25 protein-coding genes are annotated in these 24,634 nt (G+C 66.9%); 10 read left to right on the top strand and 15 right to left on the bottom strand.

Features of this window, described 5'->3' with window-relative positions; translation table 11 throughout:
* Window positions 1–55 precede the first annotated feature (55 nt).
* The 13 genes from araG to mpl all read right to left on the bottom strand — a co-directional run bounded on the left by araG (window position 56) and on the right by mpl (window position 14,980).
* Complete coding sequence (gene araG / locus WS62_RS28625; protein WP_066578286.1) at window positions 56–1,567, bottom strand: L-arabinose ABC transporter ATP-binding protein AraG; 1,512 nt, start codon at window positions 1,565–1,567, stop codon at window positions 56–58.
* 135 nt (window positions 1,568–1,702) lie between these two features.
* Window positions 1,703–2,698 (bottom strand): arabinose ABC transporter substrate-binding protein, encoded by a 996-nt coding sequence (locus tag WS62_RS28620; protein WP_066578141.1) that lies wholly within the window; start codon window positions 2,696–2,698, stop codon window positions 1,703–1,705.
* Between the two features lie 130 nt (window positions 2,699–2,828).
* A complete protein-coding gene (locus WS62_RS28615) occupies window positions 2,829–3,608 on the bottom strand; it encodes an SDR family oxidoreductase (RefSeq protein ID WP_066578140.1) in 780 nt (259 codons plus the stop codon).
* Window positions 3,605–4,294 (bottom strand): 2-dehydro-3-deoxy-6-phosphogalactonate aldolase, encoded by a 690-nt coding sequence (locus WS62_RS28610; RefSeq protein ID WP_066578137.1) that lies wholly within the window; start codon window positions 4,292–4,294, stop codon window positions 3,605–3,607. Before WS62_RS28610 ends, WS62_RS28615 begins: the two co-directional genes overlap by 4 nt.
* Window positions 4,295–4,334: 40 nt before the next feature.
* On the bottom strand, window positions 4,335–5,348 hold the full coding sequence (locus tag WS62_RS28605) for a 2-dehydro-3-deoxygalactonokinase (protein WP_066578134.1): 1,014 nt from the start codon (window positions 5,346–5,348) through the stop codon (window positions 4,335–4,337).
* Window positions 5,345–6,271, bottom strand: coding sequence for an IclR family transcriptional regulator (locus WS62_RS28600; protein ID WP_066578131.1), 927 nt, complete (start codon window positions 6,269–6,271; stop codon window positions 5,345–5,347). The genes WS62_RS28605 and WS62_RS28600 overlap by 4 nt, the downstream gene beginning before the upstream one ends.
* Before the next feature lie 265 nt (window positions 6,272–6,536).
* On the bottom strand, window positions 6,537–6,935 hold the full coding sequence (locus WS62_RS28595) for an EF-hand domain-containing protein (protein ID WP_066578128.1): 399 nt from the start codon (window positions 6,933–6,935) through the stop codon (window positions 6,537–6,539).
* Window positions 6,936–7,026: 91 nt separating this feature from the next.
* Window positions 7,027–8,661 carry a S10 family peptidase gene (locus WS62_RS28590; protein ID WP_066578125.1) on the bottom strand — a complete coding sequence of 545 codons (1,635 nt, stop codon included), beginning with the start codon at window positions 8,659–8,661 and terminating at the stop codon, window positions 7,027–7,029.
* Between the two features lie 481 nt (window positions 8,662–9,142).
* Window positions 9,143–9,808, bottom strand: coding sequence for a monofunctional biosynthetic peptidoglycan transglycosylase (gene mtgA / locus WS62_RS28585; RefSeq protein ID WP_442855112.1), 666 nt, complete (start codon window positions 9,806–9,808; stop codon window positions 9,143–9,145).
* A 124-nt stretch (window positions 9,809–9,932) separates the two neighbouring features.
* A complete protein-coding gene (gene aroE / locus WS62_RS28580; protein WP_066578120.1) occupies window positions 9,933–10,811 on the bottom strand; it encodes a shikimate dehydrogenase in 879 nt (292 codons plus the stop codon).
* The gene (locus WS62_RS28575) at window positions 10,808–12,886 is read right to left on the bottom strand and encodes a ribonuclease catalytic domain-containing protein (protein WP_066578118.1); all 2,079 of its coding nucleotides are present in this window, start codon (window positions 12,884–12,886) and stop codon (window positions 10,808–10,810) included. Before WS62_RS28575 ends, aroE begins: the two co-directional genes overlap by 4 nt.
* Before the next feature lie 115 nt (window positions 12,887–13,001).
* Window positions 13,002–13,571 carry a YqiA/YcfP family alpha/beta fold hydrolase gene (locus WS62_RS28570; RefSeq protein ID WP_066578116.1) on the bottom strand — a complete coding sequence of 190 codons (570 nt, stop codon included), beginning with the start codon at window positions 13,569–13,571 and terminating at the stop codon, window positions 13,002–13,004.
* On the bottom strand, window positions 13,568–14,980 hold the full coding sequence (mpl, locus tag WS62_RS28565) for a UDP-N-acetylmuramate:L-alanyl-gamma-D-glutamyl-meso-diaminopimelate ligase (RefSeq protein ID WP_066578284.1): 1,413 nt from the start codon (window positions 14,978–14,980) through the stop codon (window positions 13,568–13,570). Before mpl ends, WS62_RS28570 begins: the two co-directional genes overlap by 4 nt.
* Before the next feature lie 193 nt (window positions 14,981–15,173).
* Here mpl and WS62_RS28560 point away from each other — a divergent pair, with 193 nt between their 5' ends.
* The 10 genes from WS62_RS28560 to WS62_RS28515 all read left to right on the top strand — a co-directional run bounded on the left by WS62_RS28560 (window position 15,174) and on the right by WS62_RS28515 (window position 23,412).
* Complete coding sequence (locus WS62_RS28560; RefSeq protein WP_066578112.1) at window positions 15,174–15,818, top strand: UDP-N-acetylmuramate--alanine ligase; 645 nt, start codon at window positions 15,174–15,176, stop codon at window positions 15,816–15,818.
* Window positions 15,819–15,822: 4 nt separating this feature from the next.
* The gene (locus tag WS62_RS28555) at window positions 15,823–16,377 is read left to right on the top strand and encodes a TlpA family protein disulfide reductase (protein ID WP_066578109.1); all 555 of its coding nucleotides are present in this window, start codon (window positions 15,823–15,825) and stop codon (window positions 16,375–16,377) included.
* A gap of 194 nt (window positions 16,378–16,571) precedes the next feature.
* On the top strand, window positions 16,572–17,024 hold the full coding sequence (aroQ, locus tag WS62_RS28550; RefSeq protein ID WP_066578107.1) for a type II 3-dehydroquinate dehydratase: 453 nt from the start codon (window positions 16,572–16,574) through the stop codon (window positions 17,022–17,024).
* 66 nt (window positions 17,025–17,090) lie between these two features.
* Window positions 17,091–17,564 carry an acetyl-CoA carboxylase biotin carboxyl carrier protein gene (gene accB, locus WS62_RS28545; protein ID WP_010106527.1) on the top strand — a complete coding sequence of 158 codons (474 nt, stop codon included), beginning with the start codon at window positions 17,091–17,093 and terminating at the stop codon, window positions 17,562–17,564.
* A gap of 85 nt (window positions 17,565–17,649) precedes the next feature.
* A complete protein-coding gene (accC, locus tag WS62_RS28540; protein ID WP_066487625.1) occupies window positions 17,650–19,017 on the top strand; it encodes an acetyl-CoA carboxylase biotin carboxylase subunit in 1,368 nt (455 codons plus the stop codon).
* 2 nt (window positions 19,018–19,019) lie between these two features.
* A complete protein-coding gene (gene prmA, locus WS62_RS28535; RefSeq protein WP_066578105.1) occupies window positions 19,020–19,922 on the top strand; it encodes a 50S ribosomal protein L11 methyltransferase in 903 nt (300 codons plus the stop codon).
* Between the two features lie 47 nt (window positions 19,923–19,969).
* Window positions 19,970–21,304: a DUF3426 domain-containing protein gene (locus WS62_RS28530; RefSeq protein ID WP_066578103.1), complete on the top strand. Its 1,335-nt coding sequence runs from the start codon at window positions 19,970–19,972 to the stop codon at window positions 21,302–21,304.
* A 67-nt stretch (window positions 21,305–21,371) separates the two neighbouring features.
* Entirely contained in the window at window positions 21,372–21,875 is a 504-nt protein-coding gene (gene tpx / locus WS62_RS28525; RefSeq protein ID WP_066578101.1) for a thiol peroxidase, read from the top strand.
* 101 nt (window positions 21,876–21,976) lie between these two features.
* Window positions 21,977–22,915: a carbohydrate kinase family protein gene (locus WS62_RS28520; protein WP_066487631.1), complete on the top strand. Its 939-nt coding sequence runs from the start codon at window positions 21,977–21,979 to the stop codon at window positions 22,913–22,915.
* Between the two features lie 23 nt (window positions 22,916–22,938).
* Window positions 22,939–23,412, top strand: coding sequence for a glycine zipper 2TM domain-containing protein (locus WS62_RS28515; protein ID WP_010106539.1), 474 nt, complete (start codon window positions 22,939–22,941; stop codon window positions 23,410–23,412).
* 247 nt (window positions 23,413–23,659) lie between these two features.
* Here the strand turns inward: WS62_RS28515 and WS62_RS28510 are convergent, their stop codons facing one another.
* Both WS62_RS28510 and WS62_RS35315 read right to left on the bottom strand, forming a co-directional pair.
* On the bottom strand, window positions 23,660–24,259 hold the full coding sequence (locus WS62_RS28510; protein WP_066578100.1) for a histone H1-like DNA-binding protein: 600 nt from the start codon (window positions 24,257–24,259) through the stop codon (window positions 23,660–23,662).
* Between the two features lie 28 nt (window positions 24,260–24,287).
* Window positions 24,288–24,614, bottom strand: coding sequence for a hypothetical protein (locus WS62_RS35315; RefSeq protein WP_082721364.1), 327 nt, complete (start codon window positions 24,612–24,614; stop codon window positions 24,288–24,290).
* Window positions 24,615–24,634: the final 20 nt, after the last annotated feature.

Raw genomic sequence — 24,634 nt, 5'->3', positions numbered from 1 at the left:
TGAATCAGTCGTCCCGCCCGCCGCGAACCGTTGCGCGCCGATCGCGCGCCGCCCGTCACGCGGCGTGCGCAATCGCACCCTGCGGCAGCGCGAGATTGAGCACTGCCTCTTCGTTCGCTTCGCCGCGGGCGAGCTCGCCCGCGATCCGCCCTTCGCGCATCACGACGATGCGGTCCGACACGCCGAGCACTTCCGGCAACTCGGACGACACCATCACGATCGCGCAGCCGCGTTGCGCGAGCGCGTAGATCACGCCGTAGATCTCGTGCTTCGCGCCGACGTCGATGCCGCGCGTCGGCTCGTCGAGGATCACGACCTTCAGATCCGGCTCGGCGAGCCAGCGCGCGAGAATCGCCTTCTGCTGATTGCCGCCCGACAGGAAACGGATCTTCTGCCGACGGTTAGGCGTCTTGATCTTCAGCAGCTTGATGAAGCGCTCGGCGGTCTCCGCCTCGCGCTTGCGATCGAGGAAGAGGCCCGCGCGCAGCGCATGGCGGCGGCAGCTGATGTTGATGTTCTCGGCGACCGACGCATGCGCGACGATCCCCTCTTCCTTTCGATCCTCGGGACACAGGACGATCCCGTGGCGAATCGCGTCGCGCGTCGAGCGGATGTCGAGCCGCTTGCCGTCGAGCGTGAGCGCGCCGCCCGTCCGGCGGTCCGCGCCGTAAATCACGCGCATCAGTTCGCTGCGCCCCGCGCCGACAAGCCCGAAGAAGCCGACGATCTCGCCCGCGCGCACGTCGAAGCTCGCGCCTTCCCGCAGCGCGTCGCCTTCGAGCCCGCGCGCCGACAGACGCACTTCGCCGAGCTCGCGCGGCGCGTAGTGATAGATGTCGCTGATCTCGCGGCCGACCATCTGGCGCACGAGCGTCTCGCGCGGCACGTTCGCGAGCGACGCGTGCGACGCGACTTGCCGGCCGTCGCGAAAGATCGTGCATGCATCGCAGAGCCGATAGATCTCGTCCATCCGGTGCGAAATGTAGATGAGCGCGCGGCCGTCGCGCCGCAGATCGTCGACGAGCTTGAAGAGCACCTCCGTCTCACGGTGCGACAGCGAGCTCGTCGGCTCGTCGAGCGCGATCACGCGCGCGTTGCGCAGCAGCGCCTTGCAGATCTCGACCATCTGGCGCTGCGCGATCGACAGGTTGCGCAGCTTCGCCTGCGGATCGAGATCGACGCCCATCGCGGCGAGCCGCTCGCGCACGAAGCGCTGCGCCTCGCGCTTCCTGACCCAGCCGAGCGCGCTCGGCAGCCGGCCGAGCAGCAGGTTCTCGGCGACCGTCAGGTCGGGCACGTACTGCAGCTCCTGATGGATCACCGCGATGCCCGCCGCGATCGACGCGGCGGCGCTCGGAAACCGCATCGCCTGCCCGTCGACGAGCACGCTGCCCGAATCGGGCTGATATTCGCCGCCGAGAATCTTGAGCAGCGTCGACTTGCCCGCGCCGTTCTCGCCCATCAGGCCGTGAACCTGCCCCGCGTGCGCGTCGAACGAGATGCCGTCGAGCGCGCGCACGCCGGGAAAGACCTTGCCGATATTGTCAAAACGCAGTGCCGCAGCCACGTCGCCTCCGTCTCCTGCCATCCGTATTGCCATTTCGTCGCATCGCTGCGTTCGTCGCTGCGTTCTCCGCTGCATTCTCCGCCGCGAGCGCCGCGCGTCGCGCGACGCCCGCATCGCGGGCACGGCGAACGCCGCTCATTTCGCCGCGAGCCCCATTGTCTCGCGCACTTGGCCGACGTTGTCGCGCGTCGCGAGCATGCCGGTCGTCAACGTGAGAGGCGGCGGCGCCTTGCCTTGCGCGATCCACGTGTACATCAGCTCGGACGTCTCTTCGCCGTGCCGCTTCGGGCTGATGATCACGGTGCCGAAGAAGCCCGTCGGCTGCGGCTTCTTGAACTCGTTGAGCGCCGAGTCCGAGCCGCCGATGCCGATGCCGATCATGTCGGCCACCTTGAAGCCGCGCCCTTCCGCCGCGCGCACCGCGCCGAGCACCGCTTCGTCGTTGAGGCCGTACGCAACCCAGTGCTTGAACTTCGGATTCTTCGTGAGCGCGATGTTCGCCGCATTGAACGCGTTCTCGGTGTCGGTCTTCGCCTGCGGCGCGACGATCACGTTCGCCTTCGGAAAGCCGGCGGCGACGAGCGCGTCGGTTGCGCCCGTCGTGCGGTCGTGCGCGGTCGGCAACTGCTCGTACGTGATGTCGATCGCGCCGACTTCGTTGATGTTCCAGCCGCGCTTCTTGATCTCGGCCGCGATCCCGCTGCCGACCTGCTTGCCGATGTCGTACGCGGAGATGCCCATGTGCGGGACCGATTCGATCGGCTTGCCCGCGCCGTCGACGAGCCGGTCGTCGACCGTCATCATCTTCAGGCCGTGCGACTTCGCCTTCGCGACGATGCCTGGCCCGAGCTTCACGTCGGGCGTGCAGATGATGAAGCCTTGCGCTTTCTGCGCGGCGAGATTGTCGATCGCGCTCATCACCTTCTCGCCGGACGGCGCGCCGATCTTCACGAGCGTGAAGCCCTTCTCCTTCGCGGCCATCTCGGCGAATTTCCATTCGTCCTGGAACCACGGCTCCTCGGGCTGCTTGACGAGGAAGCCGATCTTCACGGGCTCGGCCGCGTGCGCGGGCAGGCCCGCCGCCGCGACCGTCGCCGCTGCCGCCAGCGTGATGAACATTCTGCGTTTCATGTTGCTTGTCTCCTTGTTGTCTCCGTCACCGGATCTGTCGGCCGCTTCGTCGTCTCGACGCGGCGCGTGCGACCGTCGCGCGCCGCCTTCGCACGTCGTGCATCCCTGACGGGACGACCGCGCGAGTGAATCAGTCGTGGTACAGCACCGATCGGCCGCCGTCGATCGTGATGCAGCTCGCGTTGATGAACGGCGCCTCGTCCGACGCGAGGAACACCGCGGTCATCGCGACTTCGTCCGGCTGTCCGATCCGCTTCATCGGCTGCAGCGCGAGCGTCTCGCGCCGCGCAGCCTGCGGATCGGGCTGCGCGTTCCACCAGTCGTGCGTCGCCTGCGTCTCGATGTAGCCCGGCGCGATCGCATTCACGCGCACGTTGCGCAGCGCGTATTCGATGCCGAGCGCGCGCGTCAGGCCCAGCACGCCGTGCTTCGCGACCGGATACGGAAAGCAGCCGGGGATGATCTTGAACGCATGCGTCGACGCGATGTTCACGATGCTGCCGCGTCCGCGCTCGACCATCCCCGGCAGCACCGCGCGACAGCCGTTCCAGACGCCGTCGAGATCGACCGCGAAGCAGCGCCGCCAATCGTCGTCGGTGAGCGCGAGCGGATCGCGAAACACGTTGATGCCGGCGTTGTTGACGAGCACGTCGAGCGGGCCGAATGCGCGCGCCGCCTGCGCAACCGCGGCCGACATCGATTCGGCTTGCGTGACGTCCGTCTGTATCGCGAGCACGCGCGCATCGGCGACATCGCGCCCGATCGCGTCGGCCGTCTCTTCGGCGAGCGCGGCATCGAGCTCCGCGAGCGCGACGGCCGCGCCTTCGCGCACGAACGCGCGCGCGATGGCAGCGCCGATGCCGCGTCCCGCGCCCGTCACGAGCGCGACCTTGCCCGCGAGCCGGCTCACCGCGCCGCTCCCTTGCGCGCGATCCGCAGCCCCTTGACGAACGCCTGCGCGTGCGAAGCGGTGACGGCGGGCGCCTGTCCGGGCGCATACAGCGCCGAGCCGAGGCCGAAGCCGTTCGCGCCCGCCGCGAGATACGGGCCCATGTTCTCGGGCGTGATCCCGCCGACCGGCACGAGCGGCACCCGCGCGTCGATCACCGCGCGCCACGCCTTCACGGCGGACTGGCCGAGCTGCTCGGCGGGAAAGATCTTCAGCACGTCCGCGCCGTTCGCGAGCGCGGCGAACGCCTCAGTCGGCGTCGCGACGCCGGGCGCGCATGCGATGCCGAGCGTCTTCGCGCGGCGCACGACGTCGCCGTCCGCATGCGGCATCACGATCAGCTCGCCGCCCGCGCGCACCACTTCGTCGACGTATTCGGCACGCAGCACCGTGCCCGCGCCGATGATCGCGTCGGCGGGCAACGCGGCGCGCAACGCGGCGATGCTGTCGAACGGATCGGGCGAATTGAGCGGCACCTCGACGATGCGAAAGCCCGCTTCGTACAGCGCAGCGCCGTGCGCCGCCGCGTCGGCGGGCGTGAGTCCGCGCAGGATCGCGATCAGCGGACACGCGTCGAACGCGCGCATCAGTCCGCGATGCGGCGCATACGGCGCGGGAAAACGGAGTGCTTCTGCATCCATCGACATCCCCTCCTCCAGCAACTTCGTATCGAGACGCGTTTCGCGTCTATTGCGGCGCGCAGACGGCGCCGCCTGCCGCGCCGACGAGCCCCGCCTGCGTCGCGATGCGCCACAGGCCGCGCTCGGAAGCACGTTCGACGATGCGCGCATCGCCGCAACCGAATTCGGCGAGCGCGCGCCGGTAGCGATCGCACAACGCGCCGTCGCCGACGAGGCGCGGCGCCAGCGCCGCGAGCGATGCGCGGTGGCTGTCCAGCAACGCGTCGAGCGCGTTCAGCTCATGACCGATCAGCAGTCCGGACAAATAGTCGCCCTGCGCCTGCGGCGCGAGCTGACCGGTCAGCCCGAGCGTGCGGGTGCTGAACAGCGTCGCGAGCAATCCTTCGCTGCGCTTGCGTCGTGCGATCCGCACGCCGCGCACGAACGCCGCCCAGTCCGGCGCATCGCTCGGCTGCATCGTGCGGCCGAGAATCGTGTGCCCGCGTAGCGCGGCGAACAGCTCGCCCGTCATGTACGTGCGAAACCACTCGATGCGGCCATCGCGCACCCACGCCCATTTCGCGTGCGTGCCGGGCAGGCCGATCAGCGCGCCTGCGCGTTCGTGCGCAAGCAACGGCTCGGCGGCGAGCGTGCCGACGATCTGCGTTTCCTCGCCGCGCATCACGTCCGGCAGCTCGCCCGGCTCGAGTGCGCCCGGCACGATCGCGAGCGCCGAACCGCGCGCGGTGCGAAGCCGCACGAGGCTCGACGCGAACGCATCGGCATCGGCCGGCATCGTCACGTAGGGCGCCTCGCGCCAGCCCTGCGCGCTGCCGACCATCCCCGACGCGAGCGCCGGCACGTGCGGCGTGCGGTCGAGCCATGCGCCGCAAGCGTGCTCGAACGCGGCATCGAACGCCTGCGACGGCGACGCGCCCGCCGCGCCGGGCAGGCTCATCACGCCGGCCGCGAACGCACGCGTGTCGAGCACCGAGCCGTCGGCGTCGAACAGGTACGCGCGCAGCGACGTCGTCCCCCAGTCGAGCCCGATCAGCGCGGGCGTGCTCGCGTGTGCCGTCATCGCTTGATCCTGCGCGTCGCCTGCGGCGCGCTCCAGCCGAGGTCGGCCGAAATCGCGCGCGCGCCGCGCTGCACGAGCGGCACGAGTTCGTTCATCCGGTCGAGCGACATGTAGGGAATCGTGCTCGCGACCGACAGCGCGGCGACGATCGCGCCCGACGCGTCGCGCACCGGCGCGGCGACGCAGCGAATCGACGTTTCGTTTTCCTCGAGATCGAACGTGTAGCCGCCCGCGGCGTAGTGCGCCATGCGCTGCAGGAACGTGCCGATATCCGGACGGCGATCCGGCTTGAAGTTCACGCCCGCGAGCGCGCGCTTCGACGCGTCGAACAGCGAGCGCCACGTGTCCGGATCGAGATCGAGCATCATCGCCTTGCCGATTCCCGTCGACGCGAGCGGCATCCGGTGGCCGATTCGCGAGCGCATCTCGAGGCCGCGCGTGCCGGGAATCTTGTCGATGTAGAGCACGTCGTCGCCGTCGCGCACGCCGAGGTGGATCGTGTCGAGCGTCGCTTGCGCGAGCGCTTCGAGATGCGGGCGCGCGACCGCCGTGAGCGGCATCTGCTCGAGCGCGATCGTGCCGAGCTCGATCAGCTTCGGACCGAGCAGATAGCCGCCTTGCACCTGGCGCAGATAGCGCGCCTGCACGAGGCTGCTGACGAGGCGGTGCGTCGTGCTGCGCGTCGTGCCGAGCACAGCGCCGATCGCGCGCATGTCGCGAGCGCCGCCCGCGACCGCCTCGAGGATCGCAAGACCGCGCAACAGCGTTTGCGTGCCCGCCTGCTGCGCGGCGAGATCGAGCGGCGTGCCCGTCGCGCCGATGCTGTCGGCGAGCGTCGCGTCGGACATATCGGACATATCGGACGTGTCGGGATGGACGGCTGTCGCGCCGTTCAAGGCAATCGTCATGGGCGTTTTGTTCATGGTGCGATGAACTCCGGCAAATCAGACACGCGAGTCGTCGAGTTCGCGACGATTGCGTATCTGCCGAAGCGTGTCGATGTGCTTCGGATTGTAGGGGGGCGTGCTGCCATCTCCAATATTTGAGTGAAGCGCTCATATATTGGGAATTCTAATCGTTCCCGCGAGCCGGTCGCGCGCATGAAAAAACGGGCTGAGCCGAATGTCCGGCTGAGCCCGTTCGATGCGCACCCCGTGGTCCTCGTGGGGTAAGCGATGCGCGACTTGCTTACTTCTGCGTCGCGCTCTGCGATTGAATGTAGCGCTGCACGTCGGAGAACGACACGCGTCCCGCATGGTTCGCGTCGATCTGCTTGAAGTTCTTCGCGACGTAGCCGAGGCCCGCTGCCTTCGCCTGCGCTTCGGTCAGGCCCGTGTTGTTCGCGTCGGCCGCCGCGAACTGGCGCTGCAGCTTGCGCACGACCTGCGCATGCAGCGCGGCGCCCGACGTCTGCGTGCCGGCCGTCGGCTTGCGCGCGGCGGGCGGCACGTACGGATCGCCGAGCTGCGCCTGCGTGTGGCGATCGGGTTGCGCGTCGCTCGCCGCCTCCTGCGCGCACGCCGCTTGCGTGAACGCGAGGCCCGCGGCGAACAGCGCCGACCAGGCGAATGCCGATTGGATTTTCATGTCAGCTCCGATGAGAAATGGGGTCGTCATGGCCCGTCGCGCGCGGCGCATCATGCGCGCAGCGCGACGGACGGTGAAGCATCGTTCGACGTCATTGCGCGACGGGCGTCGCACCATAGAACGCCACCAGATCGGCCTTCTCCTGCGGCCGCGACGTATCGTCCAGATAGACCATGTGCCCGCCCTGGTAGTCCTTGATCGTCAGATTGGGCTGCGCACCGAGACGGGCGAGATCGAGTTCCGTCTGATAAAACGGCGTCGCGATGTCGTGATAGCCGTTCAACGACAGCATCTTCAGCGAAGGATTGAGCGTGAGCGCCGTGGCCAGATCCGGAATCGTATCGGGCAGGTCGAGGCCGTCGTGACTCCAGTCCCACGTGTAGATTGCATTGCTCCCTACAGCATAGGCCGACTTCGCCGAGTACTTCAGCACGTTCGGCAAATAGGTGCCGATCGTGTCGGTGAACGGCTTCGTGATGAAGCTGCTCGACGGATCGCCGCCCGATGCGAGCGGGCTGTTCGTCGGCACGTTCACGCGCGCGTCGTAGCGGCCGATCAGCGTGCCCGGGATCAGCGCCAGCTGATAGCTGTTGTCGTACGTAGTCGGCAGCAGATTGAAGTTCGCGCGCCACAGCGAAGGGGTCGCGCCCGTCGAATTCGACATCGTCGTCACGAGGCTCTGCGGCGGCTGCGTATTGCTCGCGAGATAGGCGTTCACAGCCGGCGAATACGTGCCCGCCGTCAGGAGACGCATCTGGTCGGCATACTGCGGCAGGTCAGCCGGGTTCGGATTGTCGAGCCGATAGTACGCGCCGACCGCGCCGTAGCTCGGCACGAAGCCCGCGCAACTGATCGTGCTCGCCCCGTTGTTCGAATTGCCGACATTGCCGCTCGCCATGTCGCAGTTGCTGTTGTAGTTGAGGATCGACGACTGCAGCACGATCCCGTCGAGCTTCACGCCGGCCGTCTCGAGCAGGTTCGCGAGCACGTCGGTGCGCGGCGTGCCGTACGATTCGCCGAACAGGTACTTCGGCGAATCGTTGCGTTGATTCACCTGCAAATAGCGGATCACGAAATCGCGAAATGCTCCGCCGTCCTGATCGACGCCCCAGAATGTCTGGTTCGTGTTCGGCGCGATCGCTTCAGAAAAGCCCGTGCCGATCGCGTCGACGAACACGAGATCGGTCGTGTCGAGGAGCGTTTCCTGGTTGTCGACGAACGGGAACGGCGTCGGACTGTTCGCGTTCGGGTCGCCCGTCACGAGGCGCTTCGGGCCGAACGAGCCGAGGTGCAGCCAGACCGTCGACGAGCCGGGGCCGCCGTTGTAGAAGAACGTGACGGGACGCTTGCCGAGCGGCTGGTTGTCCGCCGTGTACGCAACGTAGAAGAACGACGCCTCGGCCGCGCCCGTCTGCGGGTTGCGCGCGCTCAGGTGGCCCGCGCTCGCTGTGTAGTTGATCGTCTTGCCGTTCAACGTGATCTGGTGATGCGTGATCGCGGCGTTCTCGGTCGCGGCGGAAGCCGACAGCGATGCGCTCGCGCTCGACGAATAACGGTTGGGATCTTGATACGGCTTGTCCGCGCCGGATGAGGTGTCGGTACTGCTCGAACTGTTTTCGCTTGCGGCGGCGCCCGCGGCGGGATTCGTATCATCTCCGTTGCACGCTGCGAGGAGCAGCGAAGAGAATACGGCGGCTAATAACAGCTTCGTTTTACGTGCTGGCATAGTCGTTTTCCTTCTCTCATGTTGTTTTTTCAGAGCGGCCGGATAGGCGCCCCCACCTTGCTCGATCGGCCCGATAAGCCAAGGCGTGGGCCAATATACGCGACAAGATTCGATTTGAAAAATAGCGAAACATTTGAAAGAAACAAGGTTTACTTTATTCTTTCAAATTCGATTTTTCATTTGAACAAAATCGATGCGGAATCAGGCTTTCGAGCGGCATTTTGTCAATACGATCGAGACAAAACCGACGGTAGAGCAGATTTTTTATTGCTTGATTCGCACTGCACGGCGGAATTAATTTGGTGATCGAAATAAATCGAGTAATTACCCGAATGCCCGACGTATCGATTCTGAAAGATTTGTGGAAGCGCAGATATTGGGATGGTGCGCCGCAAAGGGCGCGCTGATTCCTGCATGAAGAAGCGCCGTCGATCGACAGGGGCGCACGTCGGCAAGCGATCGCGCGGCGGCCCGTCCGCGCTCACTGCGACGCGGGCAATTCCGCCGCGCCCATCCGTCTCGCAATCACGCCCGCGCGCTGCGCAAGGTAAGACGAGCCACGATGCGTGTCGAAATACTTCGGATTCGGCAGCATCACGGCGAGGCGCGCCGATTGCCACGCGGAAAGCCGGCTCGCGGGAATCCGGAAGTAGTACTGCGCGGCGGCTTCCGCGCCGTACACCCCGCGGCCGAATTCGACCGAGTTCAGGTAGATCTCGAAGATGCGCTCCTTGTCGAGCAGCGTTTCGAGCATCCACGTGATGATGAGCTCCTGCCCCTTGCGGATGTAACTCTTCTCACTGGACAGGAACAGATTGCGCGCGAGCTGCTGCGTGATCGTCGAGCCGCCCGACACGATCCGGCCGTGCGCACGGTTCTTTTCCCACGCCTGCAGGATCGCGTCCACTTCGTAGCCCGAATTGTTCGCGAAATCGGCGTCTTCGGATGCGATCACCGCGCGCTTCAGGTTCCGCGAGATCCGCTCGTACGGCACCCACTGATGCCGGATCGTCACCGCGGGCCGCGCGGCCGACAAGCGCCACGCGTCGGCGCGCATGAACGCGCTCGACCCCGGATCGGCCACCGTCCACATCGCGATCTGCGCGAAGTAATAAAGCTGCGTCGCGAGCCACGCGCCGGCGAACACGCCGCCCGCATACGCGAACCAGCGCGCGCGACCGCGCTTGCGCGCGCCGGTCGCGCCGCGCGCGGGCGCGAAGCCCGGGCCGGGCGAAACGGGACTGTTCCGCATCCCCCAGCGCCTCTTGCGCTCAGTGCGCCGCCGACGCCGCGAGCGCGGCGCGCAGCGCGGCGAGCACGGGCGCGCTGTCGGGCCGCACGCCGCGCCATACGTAGAACGATTCCGCCGCCTGCTCGACGAGCATCCCGAGCCCGTCCGCCGCGCGCGCACCGAGCGCCGCCGCGTGCGCCATGAAGACGGTCGGCCGCGCGCCGTACATCATGTCGTACGCGAGCGTTGCCGGGCCGAACGCCGCGGCGTCGCATTCGGGCAGCGCCGCGTCGAGGCTGCCCGCCGTCGCGTTGACGATCACGTCGTAAGGCTCGCGCGCGATCCGCCCGGGACCGCCGCCCGCGAGCACGCAGCCCGCGTCGTGCGCGGCTTGCGTGAACTGGCCGACGAGCTCTTCCGCCTTGCTCGCCGTCCGGTTGACGATCGTGAGCGACGTGGGTGCGCGCTCGAGCATCGGCAGCACGACGCCGCGCGCCGCACCGCCCGCGCCGAGCAGCAGGATCCGCGCGCCCGTCAGGCTCACGCCGAGATTCGTTTCGATGTCGCGCACGAGACCGACGCCGTCAGTGTTGTCGCCAAAGATGCCGCTCTCGTCGAAGCGCAGCGTGTTCACCGCGCCCGCCGCCGCCGCGCGCGGCGACAGCGTGTCGGCGAGCGCATAGGCTTCGAGCTTGAACGGCACCGTGACGTTCACGCCGCGGCCGCCCTGCGCGACGAATTCGCGCACCACGGCCGTGAAGCCCTCGAGCGGCGCGAGCAAATGCGTGTACGCGATCGTCTCGCCCGTCTGCTCGGCAAAGCGCGTGTGGATGAACGGCGACTTGCTGTGCGCGATCGGATTGCCGATCACCGCGTAGCGATCGCGCGCGCCCGCAGCAGGTTCGACGGTCGTGCTCATTTCGGCTGCTCCTCGCCGTTCGCGGACGCGTCGCCCTCGCCGCCCGCCGCGCCGCCCGCCTCGGCGAGCGCTTCCGCTTCGCTTTCGGCCGACTCGTCGGCGGCGTCGAGCGGCACGTCGTCGGCCGCTTCGGCCTCCTCTTCGTCCTCGGCCGGCTCGCCGCCCGACACCGTCGGCGCGTCGAGCACGCTCAAGAGCCGCACCGACGCCTCGATCGTCAGTTCGTCGACGGACATCACGTCGAGCAGCACGCGCGTGCCGCGCGCGTGCACGCCGAGCGCGGGCACGTGCAGCAGCAGCGGCACTTCATCGAGACGCACGAGTTCGCCCTTCACGACGGTCGCGCTCACGTGCTTGCGGCCTTCCTGCTTGATCCAGCGCAGGCACCAGAAATACTCCATCCGGCGCTGATGATCGGCGTACGCGGCGTACGTATCGTCGAAGCCCTGCACGACCGCGTACAGATCCGCGTCCTTCTGCTTGAACGGCGCGGCGAGCTTCGCGGTCACGCCGTGCTGCACGCACGCGAGCAGTTGCCATTGATTGACGAGATCGACGTAGCGGCGCAGCGGCGACGTGCTCCACGCATACTGCGGCACGCCGAGCCCTTCGTGCGGCGCGGCGCTCGTCTGCATCCGCGTGCGCTTCGGCCCGCTCGGCATGCCGAACGCGCGCTGCGTGCGATAGATGCCCGGCACGCTATGGTCATGCAGGAACGCGCCCCACGTCGAGTTCGCGAGGATCGCAAGTTCGGACACGATCAGATCGAGCGGCGAACCGCGCCGGCGCGGCGTGATCGTCACGTGCTCGCCTTCGACGTAGAAGTTGTAATCGGTATTGCGCTGCACTTCGCGCCTGAGCCCGTAGCCCGCGCGCGCGACCTGGCGCTTCTCGAAGAGCGCCTGCGCGAGCGGCCAGAGCACCGCGATGTCGTCCTTGTGCGGATAGTCGCCCGTGCCGGCCGCGAGCGCATCCTCGGTGACGAGCTCGTCGAGCGTGTTGTGGCGCAGGTTGCTCTTCACATAGACGTATTCGGCGCGCGTCTCGTTCGCGACGATCTCCTGCGTGTCGCGCTTCACGATGATGTACAGCGACAGCGCCGGGCGGTAGTCGCCCTCCTTCAGCGTGAACACGCCGACGACGTCGTCCGGCAGCATCGTGATCTTGTCGCCCGGCATGTAGACGGTCGACAGCCGCGCGCGCGCGACCGAGTCGACCGCGTCGCCGCGCACGACGCCGAGCGCGGGCGCCGCGATGTGCACGCCGATCCGCACGCGCCCGTCGGTCAGATGCTCGACCGAGAACGCATCGTCGATCTCGGTCGTCGTGATGTCGTCGATCGAGAACGCGCCGACGTCCGCGCGCGGCAGGTCGTCAGGCAGCTTGCCGACCGTGATGGACGGAAAGCCCGTGCCGTGCGGGAAGTATTCGGCGAGAAAGCGCGCTTCGTGCAACGCGCGCGCGGACGGAATGCCGCCGCAGTCGAGCATCAGCCGCGCGGGCGACACGCCGCGCGCGAGCGCCGCCGCGTCGAGCGCCTTGTATTCGATCGAATTCTTGTCCGGCTTCGTCAGGAGGTTGAGCGCCTTGCCGGCGAACGCGTCGGGCAGCTTGCCCGTCTTCAGCTCGTCTTCGTAGCCGGCCTGCACGAGCGCCTGCTGACGCTTGCGCTCCAGCGCGGCGAGCGCCATCTTCAGCTGCTCTTCGGGCGCGCGCTGATACTGGCCGCGCCCCTTGCGGCGGAAATAGACGGGCGAGCCGTGCAGGCGCAGCACGAGCGCCGCGCGCTCGACCGGGCCATAGCTCGCGCCGAAATACTCATCAGCGAGCGCCGCGTACGCGAATTCCTCGGCGGGCGCGCATTCCCACAGAAAATCCAGATCGATCTGCTGCGCGGCCTCGTCCGCCTGCTGCATCAGTTCGCTCGCGGCGGGCTTCTCGAATTCAATCAGCACGTCCTTCGCGCGCACCTTCGCGCGCCGGCCGCCCGGCAATTCGACCTGAAACGCATCGCCCTGGCGCGACAGCACGCTGCCCGCCTTGAAACTGCCCGATTCCTCGAAGAAAACGTTCACTCAGTACTCTCGTCTTTCGTTCAGACTTCCGCGCGCCGCGCTTCGCTTCGGAAGCAGGCGACGCCGCGTGTGGTGTGTAAGGCGCCATGCGCCGGACCTCGCATCCGGCGCCGGCCTATCCGGCGTCGCAAAATGCGAGAACGTCGTCGATGTAGTCCGCAAATTCGCTGATCCCGTGATCGCTGCCATCGATGACGCGGGTTCGCGCGCCCGGATAGCGCGCGAGCATCTCGCGGTAGTCGAGCACTTCGTCGCCTGTCGCCGCGAACAAATAGTAGCGCTCGGGCCGCGTGACCGCCGCGATGCGCAACGCGTTCAGCTCGTCCAGATGATGCGGCTCGACAACGATCGTGCCGCCGCCGTGCCAAAGCGGCTGCTCGCCGAGATAGCGACGCAGGTCGCGCTGCGGCTGCGTCGCCGGATTGAGCAGCACCGCGCGCCAGCCGTGCCTTTCCGCAAGCCAGGTCGCATAGTAGCCGCCGAGCGAGCTGCCGATCACGGTGACGTCGCACGCAGGCACGCCGGCGGCTTCCGCCTCGGCCGCCGCGATCGCGTCGAGCGGCGCCACCGACAATGTCGGGCAGCACCACTCGTCCGCGCGTCCGAGATCGGCGAGCCGGGCGGCAAGCGCGCGCGCCTTGAACGACTGCGGCGACGAGCGAAAGCCGTGCAGATACAGAATCACGCGCCGCTCCGGGCCGATACCGCGTCGCCGCGAGCCGACAGCGCGTCGAGCAGCTTCTGGTGCACGCCGCCGAAGCCGCCGTTGCTCATCACGAGCACTTGGTCGCCCGGCCGCGCCGCCGCCGCCACCGCCTTCACGAGCGCGTGCAGGTCGTCGAACGCGCGCGCCTTGTCGCCGAGCGGTGCAAGGGCATCGGGGAGGCTCCAGCCGAGCGCGTCTCGGCCCGTCGGCGCGCCGTAGCCGAACACGAGATCGGCGTCGGCGAGGCTCGCCGGCAGTTGCGCCTTCATCGTGCCGAGCTTCATCGTGTTCGAACGCGGCTCCAGCACCGCGAGGATTCGAGTGTTTTCGCTGCCGATGCGGGCACGAAGACCGGCGATGGTCGTTTCTATCGCGCTCGGATGATGTGCGAAGTCGTCATAGACGGTCACGCCGTCGACGCTGCCGCGCACTTCCATCCGACGCTTCACGTTGCGGAACGACGCCAGCGCGGCGGCCGCCTGCGCAGGCGGCGCGCCGACATGGCGCGCGGCCGCGATCGCGGCGAGCGCGTTCATCCGGTTGTGCTCGCCCTGCACCTGCCAGTCGACGGCGCCTACCCGCTCGCTGCGCCAATACACGGCAAAGCGCTCGTCGACCGGCACGCCGTCCTCAGCGGGCAGCGCCTGCCAGCCGCCGTCGACGCCGAAGCGCTCGACGTCGCTCCAGCAGCCGCGCGACAGCACGCGTTCGAGCGCGTCTTCGCGACCGTTCGTCACGAGCCGGCCGACACTCGGCACCGTACGAACAAGGTGATGGAATTGCGTTTCGATCGCGGCGAGATCCGGGAAAATGTCGGCATGATCGAACTCTAGATTGTTCAGGATCGCGGTACGCGGCCGGTAGTGGACGAATTTCGAGCGCTTGTCGAAGAACGCGGTGTCGTATTCGTCCGCTTCGATCACGAAGAAGCTCGAATCGGTGAGGCGCGCGGACACGCCGAAGTTCAGCGGCACGCCGCCGATCAGGAAGCCGGGATTCAGGCCCGCGTCTTCCAGGATCCACGCGAGCATCGAGCTCGTCGTCGTCTTGCCATGCGTGCCGGCGACAGCGAGCACCCACTTGCCCGCCAGCACGTGCTCGCCGAGCCACTGCGGACCGGACACGTACGGCAGCCCGCGATCGAGGATCGCCTCCATCAGCGGATTGCCGCGCGACACCACGTTGCCGATCACGAACAGATCGGGCTTCAGGTCGATCTGTTCGGCGCCGTAGCCCTCGATCAGCCGAATGCCCTGCGCCTCGAGCTGCGTGCTCATCGGCGGAAAGACGCCCGCGTCGCAGCCGGTCACGGTGTGGCCCGCCGCGCGGGCGAGCACGGCGAGACCGCCCATGAAGGTGCCGCAGATGCCGAGAATGTGGATATGCATAAAGCGTCGCGCCGCGTGGGCGTAGTCGAATCGGAGGCCGGCCGCGCGTCGCGCCGGTTGCCGGGGAAACACGTGCGACGTGGCGCTCGCGCCGCCGCGCAAAGGGGGCTATTGTAACTGACGGCCCCGACGCGAACGACGGTTGACGCAACCGCCGGGTCGGTCGGCACCGATCTAGTATGATTGCCGGATCATGTCTCGCAAATCCCTACTCGACCCGCGGCGCGTACGCGATGAAATCGCGCTCGCCGCAGCGCGCCTGATCGCCGAAGACGGGCTCGATTACGCCGGCGCGAAGCGCAAAGCCGCGCGCCAAGTGCTCGGCGACAGCCGAATTGCCGGCGAATGGCTACCGGATAACGATCAGATCGAAGAAGAACTGCACGAATACCTCGCGCTGTTCCAAGGCGAAACGCAGCCCGCCGAACTGCGCCGGCTGCGTCTTGTCGCGCTTGCGTGGATGAGCCGGCTCGCGCCGTTCAATCCATACATCGCGGGCGCGGTGCTGAACGGCACGGCGAACGCGCATTCCGACGTCCATCTGCTCGCCTTCTGCGACAACCAGAAGGACGTCGCGATCTATCTGCTGAACCAGAACATCCAGTACGACGTGTCCGAGACCCGCCACTTCGCGGGACGCGGCGACGTCGAGACGCTCAGTTTCCTGTGGCGCGAAGCGCGCGGCGCGGAGCCCATCGGCATCCACGTCGCACTGTATACAAGCGACGACCTGCGCGGCGCCGTGAAGGCGGACGCCCGCGGCCGCCTGTCGCGAGCCGACGCGCAAGCGCTGCGCGCGCTCGTCGAAGCGTCGCCCTCCTCACCAACCGAATCTTGAACCGATGAACAGCAAAGGGATTTTCGCAGGCATCGTGATCGCGGCCGTCGCGATCGCAGGCGGGCTCGCCGCCGGCCACTGGGTGCGCGACGGCAGTTCGGCCGACGGCCGCGCGCCGACGAGCGCGCCCACCGCGAGCAACGCGGTGGACGCGCTGTGGGCCGCATCGTATCCGGACGTCGACGGCAAGCCGCAAGGGCTCGCTGCCTTCAAGGGACAGAAAGTGGTCGTCAATTTCTGGGCGTCCTGGTGCGGCCCATGCGTCGAAGAGATGCCGGAGCTCGTGAAGCTGTCGCGCGAATACGAGAAGAAGGGTGTACGTTTTGTCGGGATTGGCGTCGATTCCGAGCAGAACGTGAAAAATTTCCTGAAGAAAGTGCCGGTCGACTATCCGATCGTCGTCAGCGGCTATGCCGGGGCCGATCTGGCCCGCAACTTCGGAAATACAGCCGGCGCGCTGCCTTTTACCGTCGTCATCGACGAAACCGGCAAAGTTCGCGAGACAAAATTGGGGCAAATCCATCCGGACGAGCTGAAACGCACGCTCGACACACTCTGACCCAAGCCGCCCGGCTACTGGCACGTTGCCGATATTTGGGATCGATTAGCCCCAACTTACCCGAAATTGACCGATTCTGACTTCACCGGCGCGCGGATTCGCGTTCGCCGAAGCAATAGTCCTTTCGGCAAAACTAGACAAATTTCTCTAATTGGCGATAAAGTTCGCGCAATTCCGCAGAAAAAGAAGCGACCATGACACGATTGCTGATACTGCACGGCCCTAACCTGAACCTTCTCGGCACCCGGGAACCGGAGGTGTACGGCCGCGTGACCCTCGCGCAGATCGATCAGGCGCTGGCCGCACGGGCGCAGGAGGCGGGCGTCGAACTCGAGTCGTTCCAGAGCAACCACGAGGGCGCGCTCGTCGATCGCGTCCAGGCTGCGAGAAATGACGGCACCGAGTTCATCCTGATCAATCCGGCTGCGTATACGCATACGAGCGTCGCGATCCGGGATGCGCTCGCGGGCGTCGGCATTCCGTTCGTCGAGATTCATCTGTCGAACGTGCACCGCCGCGAGCCGTTCAGGCATCACTCTTATTTCTCCGATCAGGCCGAAGGCGTGATCTGCGGCCTCGGTTGGAAGGGTTATCTGTACGCGCTCGAATACGCGCTCGACAAGCTGCAAAGCGCGTCGCGCGGCTGATTTTCAAGAACTCGATTCAGCGCCGGTCCCGAACCGGCGTTTCACGTATTGAAAGGGGAACTCCCGATGGACCTTCGCAAGCTGAAAACTCTGATCGACCTCGTCTCCGAATCCGGCATCTCCGAGCTGGAAGTCACCGAAGGCGAAGGCAAGGTGCGCATCGTCAAGAACGCGCCGCCGGTCTATGTGCAGCAGCCGGGCGGCTACGCGCCGCAGGTGAGCGCCCCCCCTCCCGCCATGACGCTGCAGGCCGAAGGCGCGAGCGCTCCGGCACCCGCCGCCGCACCCGCCGTGAGCGCGCCGCAGGGCCACGTCGTGACGTCGCCGATGGTGGGCACCTTCTACCGCGCGCCGTCGCCGGGCGCCGATCCGTTCGTCCAGGTCGGCGACACCGTGAAGGAAGGCCAGACGCTTTGCATCATCGAAGCGATGAAGCTCCTGAACGAAATCGAGTCTGACAAGGCAGGCGTCATCAAGGAAATCCTCGCCGAAAACGGCCAGGCCGTCGAATACGGCCAGCCGCTTTTCGTGATCGGCTAAGACCCGCCGCGCGGCGCGCCCGTCAGCGACGCCGCTCCTCTCAAGGCGCGCGCTCGCGCGCCCATCGAAGAGACGAATACTCGCTATGTTTGAAAAAATCCTCATTGCCAATCGCGGGGAAATCGCGCTGCGCATTCAGCGCGCGTGCCGCGAGCTCGGCGTCAAGACGGTGGTCGTCTATTCCGAGGCCGACAAGGAAGCCAAGTACGTGAAGTTAGCCGACGAAGCGGTCTGTATTGGCCCGGCTCCGTCGAATCTGAGCTACCTGAACATGCCGGCCCTCATCAGCGCGGCCGAAGTCACCGACGCCGAAGCGATCCACCCGGGCTACGGCTTCCTGTCGGAAAACGCCGATTTCGCCGAGCGCGTCGAGCAATCGGGCTTCACGTTCATCGGCCCGCGTCCGGACACGATCCGCATGATGGGCGACAAAGTCACCGCGAAGCAGACGATGATCCGCACCGGCGTGCCCTGCGTGCCGGGTTCGGACGGCGCGTTGCCGGACGATCCGAAGGAGATCGTGAAAATTGCGCGCTCGGTCGGCTATCCGGTGATCATCAAGGCGGCCGGCGGCGGCGGCGGACGCGGAATGCGCGTCGTCCACACCGAGGCGGCGCTCGTGAACGCGGTCAATATGACGCGCGAGGAAGCGGGCCGCGCGTTCGGCAATCCGCAGGTCTATATGGAGAAGTTCCTCGAGAATCCGCGCCACATCGAGATCCAGGTGCTTGCCGACTCGCACAAGAACGCGGTCTGGCTCGGTGAGCGCGACTGTTCGATGCAGCGCCGTCACCAAAAGGTGATCGAGGAAGCGCCCGCACCCGGCATCGCACGCCGCCTGATCGACCGGATCGGCGATCGCTGCGCGGACGCGTGCAAGAAGATGGGCTACCTCGGCGCGGGCACGTTCGAATTCCTGTACGAGAACAACGAGTTCTACTTCATCGAGATGAACACGCGCGTCCAGGTCGAGCATCCGGTGACGGAGCTGATCACGGGCGTCGACATCGTCCAGGAGCAAATCCGGATCGCCGCGGGCGAAAAGCTGTCGTTCCGCCAGCGCGACATCCAGTTCCGCGGCCACGCGATCGAATGCCGGATCAACGCCGAAGATCCGTTCAAGTTCACGCCGTCGCCGGGCCGGATCACGTCGTGGCACACGCCGGGCGGCCCGGGCATCCGCGTCGATTCGCACGCGTACAATGGCTATTTCGTCCCGCCCAACTACGATTCGATGATCGGCAAGCTGATCGCCTACGGCGCGACGCGCGAGCAGGCGATCAGCCGGATGCGCATCGCGCTGTCGGAAATGGTGGTCGAAGGCATTCTGACCAACATCCCGCTGCATCGCGAGCTGATGCTCGATTCGAAGTTCGTCGAAGGCGGCACGAGCATCCACTACCTCGAAAACCGGCTCGCGCAGAAACTACAGGCCGCGCCGGAAGAAGCGTAATCATGAGCTATCGGGAACTCGTCGCCGAACTGCCGCGCGAGCACGCGGAGGCACTGTCCGACGCGCTCGTCGAGCTGGGCGCATTGTCGGTGTCCGTCGAGGACGCCGACGCCGACACGCCGGACGAGCAGCCGCTCTTCGGCGAACCGGGTCTGACGCCCGAACGCACGGCGTGGCAGCATTCGCGCGTGATCGCGCTCGTCGACGCGACGCAGGATCCCGCCGTGCTGCTCACCGCCGCCGCGAACGAAGCCGGCCTCGCCGAAACGCCGCGCTTCGCGCTGCGCGAAGTCGAGGAGCAGGACTGGGTGCGGCTCACGCAATCGCAATTCGACCCGATCCACATCGGCGAGAGGATCTGGGTCGTGCCGTCGTGGCACGACGCGCCGGAGCCCGACGCGCTCGTGCTCGAGCTCGATCCGGGTCTCGCGTTCGGCACGGGCAGCCACCCGACGACGCGCCTTTGCATGGAATGGCTCGAGCAGACCGTACAGCCCGGCCAGACGGTGCTCGACTACGGCTGCGGCTCCGGCATCCTCGCGATCCTCGCGAAGAAGTGCGGCGCGGGCAGCGTGACCGGCATCGACATCGATCCGCAGGCGGTCGAAGCGGCGCGCCATAACAGCGAGCGCAATCGCGCGGACGTCGCGTACGGCCTGCCCGACGACTGCCCCGACGGCGAATTCGACATCGTCGTCGCGAACATCCTGTCGAATCCGCTGAAGCTGATGGCGTCGATGCTCGCCTCGAAAGTGAAGCCGGGCGGGCGCATCGCGCTGTCGGGCGTGCTCGCGCGGCAGGCGGACGAGGTCGCGAGCGTCTACGCCCGCTATATCGATATCGCCGTCTGGCGTGAACACGAAGGTTGGGTATGCCTTGCCGGAACGCGGCGGGAAAGCCATTAGAATAAGCGCTGTCCTTCACTCAGGCCCCGCTGGCTGCCCAGCTGACCATGCTCCTTGCAACGCGCTGCCCTCATTGTGAAACCGTCTTCCGGCTGCAACAGGAACAGCTCGCGCTGCACGACGGTCTCGTGCGCTGCGGCCACTGCCAGCAGGTGTTCGACGCGGCGCACGCGCTCGTGCCCGCCGAGCCGGACGCGGCCTCTGCGCAAGCGGCGCCGCACGCGCCACAGCAGCAGCCGGCGCCGCGGCGTCTGTTCGACGCAACGTCGCCCGATCTTCGTCCGCTCGAAGCCGGCCACCGCGATTTCGCGCCGGGCGCATGGGACATGTGGGCACCATGGCTCGACGGCACAGTCGATCCGAAGCTGCAAGTGACGGGCGCGAGTGTCGGCGCCGCGACGAACGGCGCGGCCGCGACGCACGTTCCTACAGATGAATCGCGCGAAACCGCATCCGGCGCGTGGACGCACGAAGTGCCCGAAGCCCTCGAAACGCCCCGAACGCATCTGGCAGAAACTTCCGTGCTCGCTGAACAAGCTGCTCGCACGCCGCCCGCAGCCGACACCGCCACGCATGCCGCTCAAACGTCCGACGCCGACATGTCCGCCGTCGGCGTCCGCAAATTTCCCCCGCCGCCGAGCCCGACGCTCGATGTCGTTCGCACGGATGCCGAGCGCGAGCCCGAAGCCGCGCGCGCTCCTACGCCCGGCCCCGTGACGCACGATGCGGCCGAACCCGCGCCCGCAGCCGCTACGCTCGCCGATGCCGCCCGCGCCCACGAGCCGCGCTTCGGCGCCGCGGCGTCGCCCCGATCCGACGCCCAGCCGTTCGCGACGTCGCCCGAACCCGACAATCGCGAACATTTCGCGATGACCCGCGAAACGCGGACGAGCGCGGCGGGCGGCGGCTTCGCGCGTGCGCTCGGCCTGCTGGTCGCGCTGGCGCTCGCCGCGCTCCTCGCCGCACAGCTCGCGTGGTGGCAGCGAGAGACGATCACGATCTACTGGCCGCCGACGGAGCCGCTTTTCCAGCAGGCGTGCGCGAAGCTCGGCTGCACAGTCACGCCGCCACGCGCGATCGACGGCCTGCGGCTCGACGCATCGGATCTGCGCCAGCTCGACGGCCCGCGCCTCCTCGAGCTGAAGGTGCCGCTCACGAACCGCTACCGCGTCGCGCTCGCGTATCCGTCGATCGAGCTCACGCTGCTCGACGAAGCCAACAACATCACCGCGCGCCGCGTGCTCGCGCCGCGCGACTACGTGCGCCCCGGCACGCGCGTCGCAGCGGGCATGCCCGCCGGCGCGACGCAGACGATGATCGTCAGAATCGAGACCGACGGCATCGCCGCGTCGAATTTCCGCGTCCAGATCCTTTATCCGTAACGCGCCGCCATGCGGCGCGTGGCCTCAACCCGTGCGCCGCGCAGGCGCACACATTTGGAGCACGAACATGAGCAAAGTCACGCTGGGTGGCAACCCGATCGAAATCGCCGGCACGTTCCCGATCATCGGCTCGCAAGCTCCCGACTTCAAGCTGGTCGGCAAGGACCTCGCCGACCTCTCGCTGGCGAGCTTCGCCGGCAAGCGCAAGGTGCTGAACATCGTCCCGAGCCTCGACACGCCGACCTGCGCGACGTCGACTCGTAAGTTCAACGAAGCGGCGAGCAAGCTCGACAACACGGTCGTCATCGTCGTGTCGGCCGACCTGCCGTTCGCGGCAACCCGCTTCTGCACGACGGAAGGCCTCGCGAACGTCGTCACCGCGTCGACGTTCCGCGGCGGCCGCGCATTCGCCGACGCATACGGCGTGAACGTGACGAGCGGCCCGCTCGACGGACTGACTGCGCGCGCGGTCGTCGTGATCGACGAGAACGACAGGGTCACGCATACCGAGCTCGTCGGCGAAATCAAGGACGAGCCGAACTACGACGACGCCCTCGCCGCACTGAAGTAAGCCGCACCGAACGGCCGCGCCGTGCGTGCGCCCGCCTGCCGCACGGCGGGCGCACGCACGGCGCGGCCGCCCTCTCAACTTCATCTACAGGAACGCACACCTTGGCTACGCTGATTTGCGGTTCGATCGCCTACGACAACATCATGACCTTCGAAGGGCGCTTTCGCGAGCACATCCTGCCCGACCAGGTGCACCTCATCAATCTGAGCTTTCTCGTGCCGACGATGCGCCGCGAATTCGGCGGCTGCGCGGGCAACATCGCGTATGCACTGAAGCTGCTGGGCGGCGACGCGCGGATGATGGGCACGCTCGGCGCGATCGACGCGCAGCCGTACCTCGACCGCCTTGACGCACTGGGCCTGTCGCGCGAATACGTTCGCGTGCTGCCCGACACGTACTCGGCACAGGCGATGATCACGACCGATCTGGACAACAACCAGATCGCCGCATTCCACCCGGGCGCGATGATGCAGTCGCACGTGAACCACGCGGGCGAAGCGCAGGGCGTCAAGCTCGCGATCGTCGCGCCGGACGGCTTCCAGGGAATGGTCCAGCATACCGAGGAGCTCGCGCAGGCGGGCGTGCCGTTCATCTTCGATCCGGGCCAGGGTTTGCCCCTGTTCGACGGCGCTACCTTGCGCCGCAGCATTGAACTTGCGACTTACATTGCTGTCAACGACTACGAAGCCAAGCTGGTGTGCGACAAGACGGGATGGTCCGAAGACGAAATCGCCAGCCGAGTTCAGGCGCTCATCATCACGCGCGGCGAGCATGGTGCAACGATCCGCCATCGTGACGGCGAGGAACAGATTCCGGCCGTCCGGGCGGAGCGGATCGTCGATCCGACCGGCTGCGGCGACGCGTTCCGCGGTGGCTTGCTGTACGGGATCGAGCACGGCTTCGACTGGGCGACGACGGGGCGCCTCGCGAGCCTGATGGGTTCGCTGAAGATCGCGCACCAGGGTCCGCAGACTTACGCACCGACCCGCGCGGAAATCGATGCCCGCTTCGAGACCGCGTTCGGCTACAGTCCGAAGTGAATCTTGTTTGGAGAAGATGAAACATGTTGACCAGGAAAACCCTCACGCTGGCCGCGATGCTGACCGCGACGGTGACGCTCGCCGGCTGCTTCACGCCGCCGGGTTCCGCCGACGTCTATAGCGTCGGCCAGGCGCAGCGCGAACAGACCGTGCGGATGGGCACGGTCGAGAGCGTCCGCGCAGTGCGGATTCAGGGCGACGGCGGCGGCGGCGCGCTCGGCACGCTCGGCGGCGGCGCGCTCGGCGCAGTCGCCGGCAGTGCGATCGGCGGCGGTCGCGGCTCGGTGCTGACCGCGATCGCGGGCGGCATTGCCGGTGCGGTCGCTGGCAATGCAGTCGGCCAAGGCCTCAGCTCGGCGAACGGCGTCGAAATCACCGTGCGCCTCGACAACGGCGACCTGCGCTCGATCACGCAGGCGGCGACGCCCGAAGTGTTCCGCGCGGGCGAGCGCGTGCGACTGCTGTCGAGCGGCGGCGTAACCCGCGTCACGCACTGATCGACATCGGCGCGCCGGCAAGTACATCCGGCGCACTGAAGCACGACGCGGCGCGAGCCGCACGATCGAAAACGCATGCGCATCTCGCGCATGCGTTTTTTTGTGCGCGTCGCCCGAGAGCACGCCCCGTGCCGCGACCGGCAATGAAAAAATCCCGCCATCGGCGAGCCGATGACGGGATCTCGATCGAGTAGGACTACTCGATTCAGGACACAGCGAATGTGTCCGTCTTGGCGCAGCGAGTCCTTTACGGACGGCTGCCGGTCGGGAACGGCCATGCCGCTGCCGGGTTGAGCGCGGTCTTCGCGCCCGATGCCGGAGCAACCGATGCCGTCGACGCCGTCGTCGCCGGCGCGGCCTTCTTCACGACCGCCTTCTTCGGCGCAGCCGCTTTCTTCGCGGGCGCAGCCTTCTTCGCGGGCGCGGCCTTCTTCGCAGCAGCCTTCTTCGCAGGCGCGGCCTTCTTCGCGGCAGCCTTCTTCGCCGGCGCCTTCTTTGCGGCGGCCTTCTTCGCCGCGACCTTCTTCACGGCAACTTTCTTCGCAGCGGCCTTCTTCGCCGGCGCCTTCTTCGCTGCAACCTTCTTCGCTGCAACCTTCTTCACGGCGACTTTCTTCACGGCGACTTTCTTCGCTGCAACCTTCTTCACCGCGACCTTCTTCACCGCAACCTTCTTGGCGGCGACCTTCTTCGCTGCGACCTTCTTTGCCGGCGCCGCCTTCTTGGCAGCGACCTTCTTCACAGCAACCTTTTTCACCGCTGCCTTCTTCGCCGGTGCGGCCTTCTTGGCAGCGACCTTCTTCGCGGCGACCTTCTTGGCAGCCGGTTTCTTCTTGGCAAGTGCCATCATTTTCTCCTTCAGGTTCAGATGAGAGTCAGTTCAAACTACACCCTTCGTCAAAACCCGCTTCCCGCGGACGTTTATCAGGACGTGCGCTGCGAAGCGGGCTATTCATCGGCGTACGCGGATGACGCTTGCTTACGCTAATGAATACGGTATGGCGCGCCGTGCCCCTTGGCACCGCGCGCCAAATCAAGTCGGCGGCCGGCGCGCCCCGCGCCGCCGCCCCTAATCGCTTGATCGAGCCGGCGGCCGTTCGGCCGCCCGCCTTTTCCGGAGGGAAGTTTGCCCATCCCACTGAAGGGTTCGCAAAGTGCCTGTCGTGTACTTGGGCCCTTGAGGCACCGGACATGCTTTGCATCAGGCGTTCTTGCTCCTAAA

The organism is Burkholderia sp. ABCPW 14, from assembly GCF_001523835.1.
In the GTDB taxonomy this organism is placed as follows: Bacteria; Pseudomonadota; Gammaproteobacteria; order Burkholderiales; family Burkholderiaceae; genus Burkholderia; species Burkholderia mayonis.
Note: the sequence above shows the minus strand (reverse complement) of the source record. Positions and strands in the feature narration are given on the sequence as shown.